The sequence below is a fragment of the Nocardia wallacei genome (assembly GCF_029868745.1).
In the GTDB taxonomy this organism is placed as follows: Bacteria; Actinomycetota; Actinomycetes; order Mycobacteriales; family Mycobacteriaceae; genus Nocardia; species Nocardia wallacei_B.
Genome location: NZ_JARWOP010000255.1, coordinates 57584 through 71898 on the forward strand (window position 1 = coordinate 57584; position 14315 = coordinate 71898).

A 14315-nucleotide genomic window follows, 5' to 3' on the forward strand; every position below is an offset into this window, starting at 1 on the left:
CATGGCCCGCGATATCCAGATCACCTTCGACGCCGGCGACCCGGCCGCGCTGTCCGCGTTCTGGGCCGAGGCCCTCGGCTACCAGTTGCAGAAGCCGCCGGGCGGTTTCGAATCCTGGGACCAAGCCCTGGAGGCGATGGGCGTACCGCCCGAGCGACGCAACGACGCCTCCGCCCTGAGCGACCCCGAAGGAGCGGGGCCGCGGCTGTTCTTCCAGCGGGTCCCGGAGGGCAAGACGGCCAAGAACCGCGTGCACCTCGATGTTCGTGCCGCGCCGGGCCTCGAGGGTGACGCCCGGATGGCCGCGCTCGAGAAGGAGGCCGAGCGGCTCGGCGCGCTCGGCGCGACCCGGCTCGAGCGCCACGAACCGCAACCCCCGCTCGGCTACGGCCACATCGTGATGGCCGACCCCGAGGGCAACGAGTTCTGCCTGGACTGATCGCGCGAACGGGCAGGCAGGCCATGGCGCGTCCGCGACGTGCTGGCACTATGTCTGCGTGCCCGATCCCGCGTCGTTCTCGTTCACCGTCGGTACCCGTGTGGCGGGCCGGCACGCGCGGACCGGCCTGATCACGACCCCGCACGGCGCCATCGCGACCCCGGCCTTCGTGCCCGTCGGCACCAAGGCGACGGTCAAGGCGGTGCTGCCGGAGACGATGGCGGAACTCGGCGCGCAGGCCCTGCTGGCCAACGCCTACCACCTGTACCTGCAACCCGGCCCGGACATCGTGGACGAGGCCGGCGGGCTGGGCCGGTTCATGAACTGGCCGGGGCCGACCTTCACCGACAGCGGCGGGTTCCAGGTGATGTCGCTCGGCGTCGGGTTCAAGAAGGTGCTGGCGATGGACGCGGTCGGGGTGCGCAACGACGATGTGATCGCGAAGGGCAAGGAGCGGCTGGCGGTCGTCGACGACGACGGCGTCACCTTCCGCTCACACCTCGACGGCTCGAAACACCGCTTCACGCCCGAGGTTTCGATGGGCATCCAGCACCGGCTCGGCGCCGACATCATGTTCGCCTTCGACGAGCTGACCACCCTGCTCAATACCCGTGGCTACCAGGAGAAGTCGCTGCAGCGCACGCACGAGTGGGCGCAGCGCTGCATCGACGAGCACGAGCGGCTCACCGCGGCCCGCGGCCACCGTCCCTATCAGGCGCTGTTCGCGGTGATCCAGGGCGCGCAGTACGAGGACCTGCGCCGCAAGGCCTGCCGCGAGCTGGACGCGATGCGCGGCCGCGCCGGAACGGAATTCGACGGTTACGGCATCGGCGGCGCGCTGGAGAAACAGAACCTCGGCACCATCGTGGGCTGGTGCTCCGACGAACTGCCCGAGGACAAGCCGCGGCACCTGCTCGGGATCAGCGAGCCGGAGGATCTGTTCGTCGCGGTGGAGAACGGTGCGGACACCTTCGACTGCGTGAATCCGTCGCGGGTCGCCCGCAACGCGGCCATCTATGTGGACACCGGTCGTTTCAACATCAACACCAGCCGCTTCCGCCGCGACTTCACTCCCATCGACGACACCTGCGACTGCTACACCTGCGCGCACTACACCCGCGCCTACCTCCATCACCTGTTCAAGGCGAAGGAGATGCTGGCGTCGACCCTGTGCACAATCCACAACGAACGCTTCACCGTCCGCCTGGTGGACCGCATCCGCGCCAGCATCGAGGGCGGTTACTTCGACGAGTTCAAGGCGGAGGCGCTGGGCCGCTGGCAGGGCCGGGCTCAGCTGTAGATGGCCGGGCGGTCCAGCGGTTTGTAGGTCGGTTCGCGCTTCTTCAACAGCGCGATGCAGCGGTAGCTGATCGGCAGGACGACGACCTCCACCAAGGTCTTCCACAGGAAGCCGACGATCACGTAATTGACGAACGCGCCCCAGGTGTCGATGCCGATGGCGGTCGCCGCGATCGAGCAGAACACGAGCGTGTCACCGAATTCGCCGGCGACGGTGGAGCCGAGCAGCCGGGCCCACAGGTGCTTCTCCTTGGTGCGCTCCTTGATCAGCACCAGCGTCACCGAGTTGAGGAACTGTCCCACCACGAACCCGGCCAGCCCGGCCGCGACCAGTTGCGGGGTGGTGCCGACGATGGTGCGGAAGGCGTCCTGGTTCTCGTAGAACCCGGCCGCGGGCAGTCCGATGGCGATCCAGAAGCAGACCACCATCAGTAGCAGCATGGCGAAGCCGTAGTAGACGGTGCGGCGCATGGCGCGGAAGCCGTACACCTCGCTCAGCACGTCGCCGATGACGTAGGCGAGCGGGAACAGGAAGAACGCGCCGTCGGTGGTGATGGGCAGAATCTCCAGCGGTCCCAGCGACAGCTGGTGGTCGGCGAAGAACTGCACGCCCTTGGTGGCGCAGATATTGGAGATCATCAAGGTGGCCGTGAACAAGGTCACGATCAGTGTGAACGGGCCCCCCGCGGCCTGCGCGAATGCTGCGTGCGCGGGCGCGGGGCGTCCAGACCCGTCGGTTTCCGTGGTATCGCTGGTATCCCTCACGAGGTGACGACGATACCGGCCCGGAGCCGTCGTGGAATAGGCTGTGCCAATGACGAATCCCGGCGATTCCGACGAATGGTGGAAGCAATACGGCGGCGAGGGCGTGTCGTCGGAGTCCGGGGGCCATGCCGAGGTGCCACCGCCCCCGTCCGCACCGCCCGCGGGGTACTCCTCGGGCGGGCAGCCGCAGGCGCAGCCGCCGATGACGCCGCCTCCGCAGCAGCAGTACCCGAGCTACCCGCAGCAGCCGTCGCAGCCGTACGGCCAGGCGGGTGCGCAGGCGTACGGTCAGCCGGGCGCCCAGCAGTACGGCCAGCAATATCCGCAGCAGCCCTACGGCCAGCCCGCCTACGGTTATCCGGCGGGCGGGGCGTACCAGCCGTACGGCTATCCCCAGCAGGCCCAGGGCACCAACGGCCTCGCGATCGGTTCGCTGATCGCCTCGGTCCTCGGCCTGTGCACCTGCATCGGCGCGATCGTCGGCATCATCCTGGGCATCATCGCGCTGAACCAGATCAAGGAGCGCGGCGGTGAAGGACGCGGCCTGGCCCTGTCGGGTATCTGGGTCGGCGCCGCCGCCATCGTCCTGCAGATCGTCTGGGTCGTGGTGAACATCGCCCTCTCCAGCTGAGCCCGAACAAGCGAAGGGGCGCATCCGGAATCCGGATGCGCCCCTTGCCTATTGGGCCCAGTGCGGCAGGTCAGCCCTTGACGACCTGGGTGCCGCCCGCGAACTTGTCGTGCCAGCCCTGCTTGGCCGGGTCCTGGGAGATCGTCACGGCGATGTAGATGATCAAGCCCAGTTCCACCAGCGAACCCAGGCAGGGGACGACCCCGGCCAGGTACCACAGGTTGCGCTTGAAGGAGGTGCCGGCGTCCAGCGTGCCTCCGCCGGGTGCGAGCACTCGCAGGCCGAGCAGCTTCTTGCCGAGCGTGGCGCCCTGCGAGGTCTCCAGCGCGACGTTGTAGCCCACGTAGACCAGGGCGGCGACGATGCCCTCCACGATCTGGATGCCGAGGCTGTTGCCGAGGAAGAAGAAGATGATCGCGATCGGGATGCCGACGATCAGGCCGTCGATCACGCGGGCGCCGAAGCGCACGCCCAGGTCACCGGGGACGGTGCCCGGCGGCACGCCCGGCGCGCCGTACTGCGGCTGGCCGTAGGGCTGCTGGCCGTAGGGCTGGCCGGGCTGCTGACCGTAGGGCTGACCCGGCTGGCCGGGCTGACCGTAGGGCTGACCCGGCTGCTGCGGGTACGGCTCCTGCTGTCCGTACGGCGGCTGGCCGCCCTGGGGCTGCCCGCCCTGCGGGTACTGCTGTCCGTACGGTGGCTGGCCACCCTGCGGGTACTGCTGGCCGTACGGCTGTTGCTGCCCGTACTGTTCCTGTCCTGGATATTGCTGGCCGCCTTGCGGATACTGCTGGCCACCGCCCTGGGGATACGGCTGGCCATACGGCTGGCCGCCCTGCGGATACTGGTTGGGGTCGTACCCACCGCTTGTCATCAATTGTCCTTGTGAATGGTTGTGGCTTCGGGCTTCTGCGTACGTTACGGATTCCCGCTGGATTTCACCATGTTCCCGGAGTCGAGTGTCCATGGCTCGCGCGGCAGCGTATCGGGTCGGAAGCCGTCGAGCAGTGCGGTGGGGGTGGAACCGCTACGGCCGAGCGAATTCGCCAGCAGCGCCACCACTTCCCGCGGGGATTCGCCCAGCGCCGCGCGATCGGCCAGGGTGACCGCGCCGTCGCGTTTGGCCAGCCGCTTCCCGTCCCGGTTGAGAACCAGCGGGACGTGAGCGTACCGCGGGATCGGGAAGCCGAGCACGGTGGCCAGATACGCCTGGCGCGGAGTGGAGGGCAGCAGATCGTCACCGCGCACCACCTGGTCGATTCCCTGTTCGGCATCGTCGACCACGACGGCGAGGTTGTACGCGGGGGTGCCGTCGCCGCGGCGTAGCACGAAATCGTCCACCACACCCGAGTAGACGCCGTGGATCTCGTCCTTGATCTCGAATTCCGTTGTCCGCGACCGTAATCGAAGCGCGGCGGGACGCCCCGCGGCGCGCCGGGTGGCGCGCTCGGCGGCGGTGAGTTCGCGGCAGGTGCCCGGATAGGCGCCCATCGGGCCGTGTGGCGCGGCCGCGGACTGCTGGATTTCCCTTCGCGTGCAATAGCATTCGTAGGTCATCCCGGCCGCGACGAGGGTGTCGATGGCGGCGCGGTACCGGTCCCGCCGCTCGGATTGCCACAGCACCGGCGGGTCCCAGTCCAGGCCGAGCGCGGACAGATCACCGAGCTGGCGTTCGGCCGCGCCGGGCCGCACCCGGTCGAGATCCTCGACGCGCAGAAAGAACGCGCGCCCCGTCGACCGGGCGAACAGCCATGCCAGCAGCGCGGTGCGCAGGTTGCCCAGGTGGAGGTCGCCGGACGGGCTCGGCGCGAACCTGCCCGCGCCGGACCGGGGCGGCCGCTCATCGGTGGACATGTCGGTCCATCGTAGAGAGCACCCCGTGTTCAGCCCCGTAGACGCGGGCGCAACCGGTCCTCGCCAACCGCCCGCCCGGCCGCCAGATCCGCCAGCAGACTCTCGGCATGGTCGATCAGACCCGGCCCGTCGATGCCGTAGGGAGTGGGTCCGTAGGCGCTCAACCGGCCCACGGCGCGCTCGAGCAGGGTGCGAGCCCCCTTCGGGTTGCCGCGCTGGATGTGGGTGAGTCCGACCGCGTACTGGGCCAGACCCTGCCACAGCATCCGCTCCGCGAACGGGCAGTTCTTCCAGGCGCCCTCGAGGACTTCGTGGGCGTTGAAGGCCAGGCCGTCGTCCAGCAGTCGCTGCGCGTAGTCGAGCGTCTCGTCCGGCGCCAGGTCCAGATCGTCGGGTACGCGCTCGACACCGACGCTGCCCGGCGGCAATGGGCGCCCGAATCGGTCCCGGGGACGGGCATTTCGGGCACGTCCGACATCGTCTCGATCACGTTCGACCACCGCTCCATGATCCACGGTTTCGCGGGCATGGTGATTTGCGGGTCGGGCACAGTCGTACGCACGTACGTATATATCGCTTTCGCATAGCGTTTGACGAGCGTCGATCGAACCCTGATAGCAATTATTCCGCTACCGCAATCGTTGTCCGAATAAAGTGAAATGCGCGCGATTGAAAACGAATAGGAAACGGCATCTCATTGCGCGGACCTGCTAATGTGCACGGCGGGGGTGATCCCCCGTGGTGCTCATGGAGCGGGCACATGCTTTGAAAGCAGCACAATGCAATGTTGCGCGCTACTGCCAGGCGCATCGCGAGATTCCACAGGGAAGTGGGATCTCGGTACCAGAAAAGCAAAGCCAGCGTTATATCGTTCTCGATGCAGCAAAGGAGCAGTGCCGTGAAGTTCGATTCGACCGGTGCCGTGTGGCGCAAGAGCACGTACAGCGGACCCGATGGAAACTGCGTAGAGGTCGCATTTCTTGTCGACGGCAATGTTGCAGTTCGCGACACCAAGGACCGCGGACACGGTCCGGTGTTGGCTTTCACACCCGGCGCGTGGGACGCCTTTGTCACGGAGGTGAGCGCGGGAGAGTTCGGGCACGCCTGATCGGCGGCCCCGAGCGAGGTGATCACGGGCCCCGGGTCGACCGACTCGGGGCCTTCGCGATCGCGGGCTACTCGTTCTCCTGATGCCGCCGCAGCACCGCCAGCTGTTCGCGCTCCTGGTCGTGCTCGGTGGCGCGCAGCTGCTCGATCTCCGGCGGCGGATCCGCGCGGAAGAAGGTGCCGCTGCCGGGTTTGCCGGACAGGCCCAGCCGATTCATCTTCTTCGGCACGGGCGCGCCCTGGTACGGCAGCGGGATCGGGTGCCCGTGCTCGTCGACCGGCCCGAGCGGCTGATGGATCTCGATGTACTCACCGTGCGGCAGCCGCCGGACCACGCCGGTCTCGATGCCGTGCTCGAGCACGCTGCGGTCGCTGCGCTGCAGGGCCAGGCACAGCCGGTAGGCCGCGAGGTAGGCCAGCGGCGGCGCGAGCAGCAGGGCGATGCGGAAGAACCAGGTCGTCGCGTTGAGGGAGATGTCGAACTGGAACGCGATGATGTCGTTGACGCAGGCCAGGGTGAGGGTCACGTAGAAGGCCAGCGACATGGCACCGATCGCGGTGCGCACGGGAACGTCGCGGGGGCGCTGCAGCAGGTTGTGGCGCGCGTAGTCCTTGGTGAGCCGCTTCTCGATCCACGGGTAGGCGATGAGCGCGCCGAAGATCAGCGGCATGAGGATCGCCACCGAGAACGCGCCCGGCACCGTGTGCCCGAAGATATACAGCTCCCACGCCGGGAACAGCCGCAGGAAGCCGTCGGTCCACATCAGATAGAAGTCGGGCTGGGTGCCGGCCGACACCTGAGAAGCGTTGTAGGGCCCCAGGTTCCAGATCGGATTGATCTGCAGCACGCCGCCCATGATCGCGAGCACGCCCAGCGTGAACATGAAGAACGCGCCCTGATCCAGCGAGAACACCGGCACGATGCGCGTGCCGACGACATTCTTCTCGGTGCGCGCCGGGCCGGGATACTGAGTGTGCTTCTGGTACCAGACCAGCGCGATGTGGGCGGCGATCAGGGCCAGCATGATGCCGGGGAACAGCAGCACGTGCGCGATGTACAGACGCGGAATGATGATGTCGCCCGGGAAGTCGCCGCCGAACATCAGCCAGTGTGTCCAGGTGCCGATCACCGGGATGCTCATGGTGATGCCCGCGAACGCGGCGCGCAGACCGGTGCCCGAGAGCAGGTCGTCGGGCAGCGAGTAGCCGAAGAAGCCCTCGAACATCGCGATGATCAGCAGAATGGAGCCGATCACCCAGTTCGCCTCGCGCGGTTTGCGGAACGCGCCGGTGAAGAAGATCCGGCACAGGTGCACGATCATCGACGCCGTGAAAAGCAGTGCGGCCCAATGGTGTACCTGCCGGACGAACAGCCCGCCGCGCACGTCGAAGGTGATCTGCAGCGCCGATTCGTAGGCGCGCGACATGGTCACCCCGCGCAGCGGCTGGTACGTGCCGTTGTAGACGACCTCCGTCATCGAGGGGTCGAAGAACAGCGTCAGGTACACCCCCGACAGCAGCAGAATGATGAAGCTGTACAGGGCGATCTCACCGAGCAGGAACGACCAGTGCGTCGGGAAGACCTTGTTGATGGATCTCTTGACGAAATTGGCCGCTCGGTATCGCTGATCGGCGGAATCGGCTTGCGCGGCAATGCGGCGGCCGAGGGCGCCTTGCTGAGTCGCCATGGCGATCACCCCACCCAGGGAGAGAACTGATCTTCTACTACAGACGGTAGCACTTCCGTCCGGGCCGATCCATGGCTTCGCCCGATATCGTCTACGGCGTGGATGCGCTGACGCCCCAGGACGCGACCAGGTACTGGTTGTCCCGCCGGACGTGCAACGACCTGTTCCTGCTGTACTGCTTCATCGATACCGGACTGCCGCCCGAGGTCCTGCGCGCGGCGTTGGCCGAGCGATCCCGACGCATCGCCGACCTGTCGGTGCGGGTGCGGGAGCATCGGTTCGCCTATCCGGCGTGGGTTCCGGCCGAATTCGGCGATACCCCGATCATCGACCATGGCCACACCGTCGCGACATGGACGAATACCGTTGCGGCACTGGGTGATCTGCTCTCACAGGGGGTAGACGCCGCGCGCTGCCCATGGCGCTTGCACCTGTTTCGCGGCGTACTCGGCGCACCGGGCGGCGATGAACCCGCGCTGGTGGCGGTCCTGCAACTCTCACACGCGCTGGCCGACGGCCGCCGTGCCGCGACCATCGCCCGCGCACTGTTCACGGAGGCGGAGGACAGTGCGGAGCCCACACCAGTCCGCGCGGATCGGACCGGTACACGCGGTCGCGACAGGCTGGGGATAGATGTGGATGCCTATCGGGTGAAAGGAATTGCGGAAGAGGCCGGTTCGCTGGCACTGCTTCCGGTTGCGCTGGGGCGCACGGTGGTTCGGGGTATCGCGGCCGAGCGGGCGCGTCGCGAACTGGCGGAAATCACCGAGCGCGGTGAGGTGCCGCCGCCCGTGGCGGACTACCCGCCCACGCTGCTCAATCGGCTGCCGCCACCGGCCGCGCACGTGGTGCGCATGCTGGTCCGGGACGATCTGCACGTCCCCGGCCGCACCGTCACCGTGGTGGTGCTGACGGCGATCGGGGCGGCGCTGACCCGGTATCTCGCATCGCGGGGCGAACCGGCCGCCGCACTCGCCGCACAGGTCTCGATGGCTCGTGCGGAACGAAATCCGCACGCGCGCAACAACTACCACGATGTCGGCATCGAACTGCACGGCGCGGAAACCGATCCGTGCCGCCGCGCCGACCGCATCGCCGCCGACCTCGCCCTGCGCCGTGTTCGCGCCGCGCATCCGCTGCTCGCGGTTCAGGACCGGGTCACCGATGTGCTGCCCGCGCCCGTGCTGCGTCGCGATATCGCCACGTACCCAATGGATCTGGTGCCTGCGACCCTCTCCGGGCACACGGTCGTCTCCAGCGTGAACCGTGGTCCGGCCGACCTGACGCTAGGCGGTGGCCGGGTCCGATTCACCGGCGGTTTCCCGGCGCTGGGGACCGTCATGCATCTGACCCACGGCGTGCACGGACTCGGCGAAACGGTGACGGTGTCGATACACGCCGATCCCGCGGCCGTCACAGCTGTGGACAACTACGCGAACCTGCTCGACGCGGCGTTGACCGAGGTGGTCGACGCGTTGCGGTCGGTGCGTTAGACCGATGAATTCGCGCATCCCAGCCGGTCTACCTCTCGGGCGCGCGTACCCGGATCGTGCCGAACCAGGAGGGAGCACATCATGATCGACCTGAAACCGGCCTGCCACACCATGAGCGACCTGCTCGAGGGCATCTCCGGCTTTCAGCTCTGCTTTCCCACGCCGTGCACCGAGTGCACCGTCAGAAACCTCGTCGAGCACATCGCTGAGACAGCCTGGGGCGCAACAGAACTCGCCGGTGGTGTCGCCTCACGAAGCGCAACCGATCCCGCGGGTGACGGTCCGACCGACGTAGCCGCTGCAGGACCGCGCGGCACGACCAACGGCGCGGGTGATCGAGCCGGGGCTGCTGCGAGAGGCGCGGTGCGTCCCGTGGAGAACGACCTCGCCTGCCTACCGTCCGCCGACTACCTGCGTGCGGTCGCGGCGCAGGTGCGGGCGCTGGGGATGGCTTGGGACAACCCGGCCGCCTGGGTGGGCACGACCGTGGCGGGTGGGCTCGAGTTGCCAAATGAGCTGTGGGGGAAGATCGCGTTCACCGAGATGGTGGTGCACGGCTGGGATCTGGCAGCGGCGCTGGGCCGTCCGTTCCGGCTCCCCGAACCGACTTTGCGCGCCTGCCTCGACCACGTCACCGCGTTCGTCCCCGCCGCCCCCGTCCCGGCCCTGTGGGGCGTCGCCGTCGACCTGCCCACCGACGCCCCCCTGATCGACCGCATAGTCGCCGTCACCGGCCGCAACCCACACTGGGTCCCCGCCGCAGTCGCCTGATCCGCGCCCTCCGGCACAGCCCGTTTTTACACACACACGCCCAGGCCGGTATGCTCCTCCGCGGAGGATTCGCCTAGTGGCCTATGGCGCTCGCCTGGAACGCGGGTTGGGTTAACAGCCCTCGCGGGTTCGAATCCCGCATCCTCCGCAGCGAACCGCCGGTAGAAGAAGTTTCTACCGGCGGTTCTGCATTCTGGCTGGGCTTCTACCGACGGTTCTGTGTTCTGGCTGGCTTTCTACCGGCGGTTCTGCGTTGTGGCCGAGCTTCTGCGTGTCGGCCGATTTCCACCGGCCGCGCGCGTGGTGCCTACTTGTGGAGGGCTGTCAAGGCCTTCTTCAGCTGCTCCTTGCAGACCGTGCCGACATCCTCCTTGTTGATCGGCGAGGAGGAGTCGATGGACAGCTTCACCTTGGCCGAGAGGTTGGAGTCCAGTACCGCGCAGGTGTAGTCCGTGCTGACGAAGCTCGAGTAGTTCTGCTCGTAGACGGCGTAGTAGGCGTCCTGGCCGAGGCCGGCGATGGTGCCGGAGGTGCGGCCGCTGCCCGTGGTCTTGGTGTCGTAGTCCTTCCAGTTGTTGAAGCCCGGCGTGCCGTACTTCGACTGGAAATCGGCCTCGAAGTCCAGGTCCGAGCCGTCGGAGCCGTATTTGCCCGCGCCGGTGTAGGACGCGCGGCACTCCAGCGAACCGCCGCCGTAGCTGGCGTCGGGCTGGCGCTCGGTGTGCTCGTTGGCGCCGTCGGGCGTGGGCGCCCACTTGCGCAGCACCGTGGTGTCGACCAGCGCGCACGCGTCGTTGATGTTGGACATGGAGTAGTTGCCGTCGGTCTTCTTGTCCGTACCGGGCACTCCGCTGCCGCCGCCTCCGCCGTCGTCCTTGGCGGCGAGGGCCACGATGCCGATGACCACGCCGACGAGCACGACCAGGCCCAGCACACCGCCGATGATCCACGGGGTCGCATTGCTCTTCTTGGGCGGATACCCGCCTTGATAAGGCTGCTGACCGTAGGGCGTGCCACCGTACGGCGGCGCCGGATAACCGGGCTGCTGGGCCTGCTGTGGATACTGCGGCTGGCTCTGCTGCTGATACTGCGGTTGCGGCGTGCCGAGGTAGTTGTCGAAACCGGCGCCGAGCACGGTCGGGTCGGTGCCGGTGACCGGCCCCTGCCCGCCGCCGTACACGGTCGGGTCGGTGCCCGTCACCGGTCCTTGTCCGCCGCCGTACACGGTCGGATCCGCGCCGGTGACCGGGTTGTCCGGGCTCGACATGGGCGTCGACCACCACTGTGTCTCATTGGATTGCCCGCTCTGCGCCGGCTGATCCCGGTCGTGCGGTGGGTTGGTGCCTGTCACTGCTCAAATCCTCCGGTTGTGGCGCGGAAGCCCCCTCGAAATGTCGCACAGATCGTAGCGATTCGGGCGCTCTACGTCGCGATGCCAGTTGTGGGGGCAGCAAACCCCGCCACCCGCCGCGGCGTTTGCCGTGGTGACGCGGGTGGCGAGGGGCCGGTTCGGCTCCGGGCCGCACAGTCGCTACACTTGCCGATGGATCCCGCGCGGCGCGCATCCTGTGAACTCCCCCAGGGCCGGAAGGCAGCAAGGGTCAACGGGCTCTGCCGGGTGCGCGGGGTCCCCTTAATTTCTCCGCGGCCTGGGGGCGGCCGAAAGTTCCGAAAGTCGTATGCACCACACCTTGCGCGCCGGGTAACGTGGTCGGCTGGACCGGGGCCAGAAGCACCCGGCCCGCAACCCTGTACCTCGCTGCTTGAAAGGCTGCTCAGGATGCCCCGGCAAACGCAGATCGGTTTGATGAGCCACGCGGAACTCGTGTCCGAACACGAGACGCAGACCGCGAACTACGCGAAGCTCCAGACCGAGAAGCTCACGCTGGATATCACGCGCGGTAAGCCGTCGCCGGAACAGCTCGACCTGTCCGCCGAGCTGTTGACGCTGCCCGGTGAGGGCGACTTCCGCGACGCCTCCGGCACCGACTGCCGCAATTACGGTGGGCTGCACGGACTTCCGGAGCTGCGCGCCATCTTCGGCGAACTGCTCGGCATCCCGGTCGAGAACCTGCTGGCCGGCAACAACGCCAGCCTGGAGCTGATGCACGACGTCATCGTCTACGCCATGCTGCACGGCACGGCCGATTCGCCGCGGCGCTGGGCGGACGAGCCGATCAAGTTCCTCTGCCCCGCACCGGGTTACGACCGGCACTTCGCGATCACCCAGTCCCTCGGTATCGAGATGATCCCGGTCGCCATGCACCACGACGGCCCGGACGTGCGGGCCATCGCGGCGCTGGTGGCCGCCGATCCGCAGATCAAGGGCCTGTGGGCGGTGCCCAACTACTCCAACCCGACCGGTGTCACCTTCTCCGAAGATGTTGTGCGCGAGCTGGTTTCGATGCCCGCCGCGGCGCCGGACTTCCGTCTGTTCTGGGACAACGCGTACGCGGTGCACCCGCTGACCGACACCGCAGCGCCGGTGCTGGATGTGCTCGGTATGGCCGCGGCCGCCGGAAACCCGAACCGTCCCTTCGTCTTCGCCTCCACGTCGAAGATCACCTTCGCCGGATCCGGCGTCAGCTTCATCGGCGGATCGGCCGCCAATCTGGAGTGGTACCTGAAGCACCTGTCGAAGAAGAGCATCGGCCCGGACAAGATCAATCAGCTGCGGCACCTGCGATTCTTCGGTGACGCCGAGGGCGTGCGCACGCACATGCAGAAGCACCGCGCCGTCCTGGAGCCGAAATTCAAACTGGTGCTGCGCATTCTGGAGGAGCGGCTGGGCGCCTCGAAGGTGGCGTCCTGGACCGAGCCCAAGGGCGGCTACTTCGTCAGCCTCGACGTCCTGGAGGGTACCGCCGCCAAGGTGGTGAAGCTCGCCAAGGAGGCCGGTATCGCCCTCACCCCAGCGGGTTCGGCGTTCCCCTACGGAAAAGACCCGGAGGACAAGAACATTCGCATCGCCCCCAGCTTCCCCTCTCTCCCGGATCTGGAAGCCGCGATGCACGGCCTGTCCACCTGCGTCCTGCTGGCCGCCACAGAGAAGCACCTCGGCAAGTAGGGGCCGCGCCCGTCCGGGCAGAGCGGCACTGTCGTCGTCCCGGTGGAGCGGCACTCCCGTCGTCCCGGCGTGCTTTTGGCCGGACCCATCACGCTCGTGGATTCTGGCCGGAACGGTTCTCCGCCACATGAAGCTGCCGCCGCTGTTTTGCAGCGGCGGCAGCGTTGATGGTCTTATTCGGGCTTGTGGGCGAGTACCGCGAAGAGGGTCACGGACAGGTGGATATCGCCGGTACGGGCGCCCGCGTCCAAGTCGGCGAGTAATTGGGTGCGCTGCTGTTCGGTGATCGCGCCGCGGGCTACCGCCATCGCGGAGACGCGGCCCACCAGAGACCCGGCCCCGATCGCGGGATCCTGCACCAATGCGTGCGAACCGTAGTCGTCGATCTCCAGCCCGGCCTGGGTGAGCAGTCCGGGCAGCCGACGCCCGGCGAACGGGTCCGTGGTGCTGCTGATCAGCGTCTCGATCACCTCGTGCACGACATGACGATCGCCGGGATGCACGATGGCCGTGCCCCAGTCGCTGTCCATCAGCACCACCCGCCCGCCCGGACGAAGCACCCGCGCGATCTCGCCGACGGCACGGGCCGGGGTCGTCAGGTGCTGGAACACCCGCTCGCACAGGGCGACATCACAGCTCTCGCTTGCCAGCGGAAGGTTGTAGGCATCGCCGGGGACGAACCTGGCCGTCGACTCCGCCTCGGCAGCGCGGCGCTCGGCCGTGGCCAGCAGCTCCGGGTCGGGTTCCACGCCGACGGCCGACCCGCTGGGTCCGACCGCCTCGCCGAACGCGAGTACCTCCGACCCGGCGCCGGACCCGATGTCGACGGCGCTCTCACCGGGCCGCGCGGCCAGGGCTTCATGCGCCCAGCGCCGCAACCGGCGAATTCCGGGCAGCGCGGCCTGTAGGTCGCGGACATCGATGAGCTGCTCCCGGCCGTCCCGATCGAAACGGTCCGGCCGCAAACCGGAGGACGAGGTGCTGTGTGTGGGCGCCATCTGTCTTGCCGTTCTACTGTCTCTCGGCACCGTTGCCACTGTGGATGTAGCCATAGTGTCAGGCATGCCGACACCCTACGCGCGATGGAAAGCTACGCGCCGGTACGAACGTGAGTCCGCGCCACGTCCCCCGCAACCTCCGGCGCGCCGCGCTGTCGCAACAGCTCGCACGGCGTGTCGAACCCGATCGAGTAGCGGGTTGG

Annotated in this window: 14 protein-coding genes, 1 tRNA gene and 1 other RNA gene; 9 read left to right on the forward strand and 7 right to left on the reverse strand. The window is 67.8% G+C overall.

The genetic code is table 11. From position 1 onward, the window contains the following. Position 1: 1 nt before the first annotated feature. The gene (locus tag QH470_RS22945) at positions 2 to 439 is read left to right on the forward strand and encodes a VOC family protein (protein WP_280274410.1); all 438 of its coding nucleotides are present in this window, start codon (positions 2 to 4) and stop codon (positions 437 to 439) included. Between the two features lie 58 nt (positions 440 to 497). Next, the gene (gene tgt, locus QH470_RS22950; protein ID WP_280274411.1) at positions 498 to 1739 is read left to right on the forward strand and encodes a tRNA guanosine(34) transglycosylase Tgt; all 1242 of its coding nucleotides are present in this window, start codon (positions 498 to 500) and stop codon (positions 1737 to 1739) included. On the opposite strand, the gene QH470_RS22955 is transcribed toward tgt, so the two are convergent. After that, positions 1730 to 2503, reverse strand: coding sequence for a queuosine precursor transporter (locus QH470_RS22955; protein ID WP_280274412.1), 774 nt, complete (start codon positions 2501 to 2503; stop codon positions 1730 to 1732). The two genes, tgt and QH470_RS22955, sit on opposite strands and share 10 nt — an antisense overlap. Positions 2504 to 2552: 49 nt before the next feature. Here QH470_RS22955 and QH470_RS22960 point away from each other — a divergent pair, with 49 nt between their 5' ends. Further along, a complete protein-coding gene (locus tag QH470_RS22960) occupies positions 2553 to 3134 on the forward strand; it encodes a DUF4190 domain-containing protein (RefSeq protein ID WP_280274413.1) in 582 nt (193 codons plus the stop codon). Positions 3135 to 3204: 70 nt separating this feature from the next. Here QH470_RS22960 and QH470_RS22965 read toward each other — a convergent pair whose 3' ends face one another. The 3 genes from QH470_RS22965 to QH470_RS22975 are packed head-to-tail and all read right to left on the reverse strand — an operon-like array spanning position 3205 to position 5488. Beyond that, entirely contained in the window at positions 3205 to 4008 is an 804-nt protein-coding gene (locus QH470_RS22965) for an RDD family protein (RefSeq protein ID WP_280274414.1), read from the reverse strand. Between the two features lie 44 nt (positions 4009 to 4052). Further along, positions 4053 to 4988, reverse strand: coding sequence for a tRNA glutamyl-Q(34) synthetase GluQRS (gluQRS, locus tag QH470_RS22970; RefSeq protein ID WP_280274415.1), 936 nt, complete (start codon positions 4986 to 4988; stop codon positions 4053 to 4055). Between the two features lie 29 nt (positions 4989 to 5017). Beyond that, positions 5018 to 5488: a DUF309 domain-containing protein gene (locus tag QH470_RS22975; protein WP_280274416.1), complete on the reverse strand. Its 471-nt coding sequence runs from the start codon at positions 5486 to 5488 to the stop codon at positions 5018 to 5020. A 398-nt stretch (positions 5489 to 5886) separates the two neighbouring features. On the opposite strand from QH470_RS22975, the gene QH470_RS22980 reads away from it, so the two are divergent. Beyond that, positions 5887 to 6096 carry a DUF397 domain-containing protein gene (locus QH470_RS22980; protein WP_280274417.1) on the forward strand — a complete coding sequence of 70 codons (210 nt, stop codon included), beginning with the start codon at positions 5887 to 5889 and terminating at the stop codon, positions 6094 to 6096. 67 nt (positions 6097 to 6163) lie between these two features. Here QH470_RS22980 and qcrB read toward each other — a convergent pair whose 3' ends face one another. Further along, positions 6164 to 7783 (reverse strand): cytochrome bc1 complex cytochrome b subunit, encoded by a 1620-nt coding sequence (gene qcrB, locus QH470_RS22985; RefSeq protein ID WP_280274418.1) that lies wholly within the window; start codon positions 7781 to 7783, stop codon positions 6164 to 6166. Positions 7784 to 7854: 71 nt separating this feature from the next. Between qcrB and QH470_RS22990 the strand changes: the two genes are divergently transcribed. From QH470_RS22990 to QH470_RS23000, 3 genes are all read left to right on the forward strand, one after another. Then, complete coding sequence (locus tag QH470_RS22990) at positions 7855 to 9276, forward strand: WS/DGAT/MGAT family O-acyltransferase (protein ID WP_280274419.1); 1422 nt, start codon at positions 7855 to 7857, stop codon at positions 9274 to 9276. A gap of 81 nt (positions 9277 to 9357) precedes the next feature. Further along, entirely contained in the window at positions 9358 to 10047 is a 690-nt protein-coding gene (locus tag QH470_RS22995; protein WP_280274420.1) for a TIGR03086 family metal-binding protein, read from the forward strand. 62 nt (positions 10048 to 10109) lie between these two features. Then, positions 10110 to 10195: transfer RNA gene (locus QH470_RS23000), tRNA-Ser, on the forward strand. 159 nt (positions 10196 to 10354) lie between these two features. Here the strand turns inward: QH470_RS23000 and QH470_RS23005 are convergent. Then, on the reverse strand, positions 10355 to 11398 hold the full coding sequence (locus QH470_RS23005) for a hypothetical protein (RefSeq protein ID WP_280274421.1): 1044 nt from the start codon (positions 11396 to 11398) through the stop codon (positions 10355 to 10357). 191 nt (positions 11399 to 11589) lie between these two features. Here QH470_RS23005 and ffs point away from each other — a divergent pair. Then, positions 11590 to 11684: signal recognition particle sRNA small type (gene ffs / locus QH470_RS23010), an RNA gene on the forward strand. Between the two features lie 143 nt (positions 11685 to 11827). Further along, a complete protein-coding gene (locus QH470_RS23015; RefSeq protein ID WP_280274422.1) occupies positions 11828 to 13114 on the forward strand; it encodes an aspartate aminotransferase type Ic in 1287 nt (428 codons plus the stop codon). Between the two features lie 173 nt (positions 13115 to 13287). On the opposite strand, the gene QH470_RS23020 is transcribed toward QH470_RS23015, so the two are convergent. After that, a complete protein-coding gene (locus tag QH470_RS23020) occupies positions 13288 to 14112 on the reverse strand; it encodes a methyltransferase domain-containing protein (protein ID WP_280274423.1) in 825 nt (274 codons plus the stop codon). Positions 14113 to 14315: the final 203 nt, after the last annotated feature.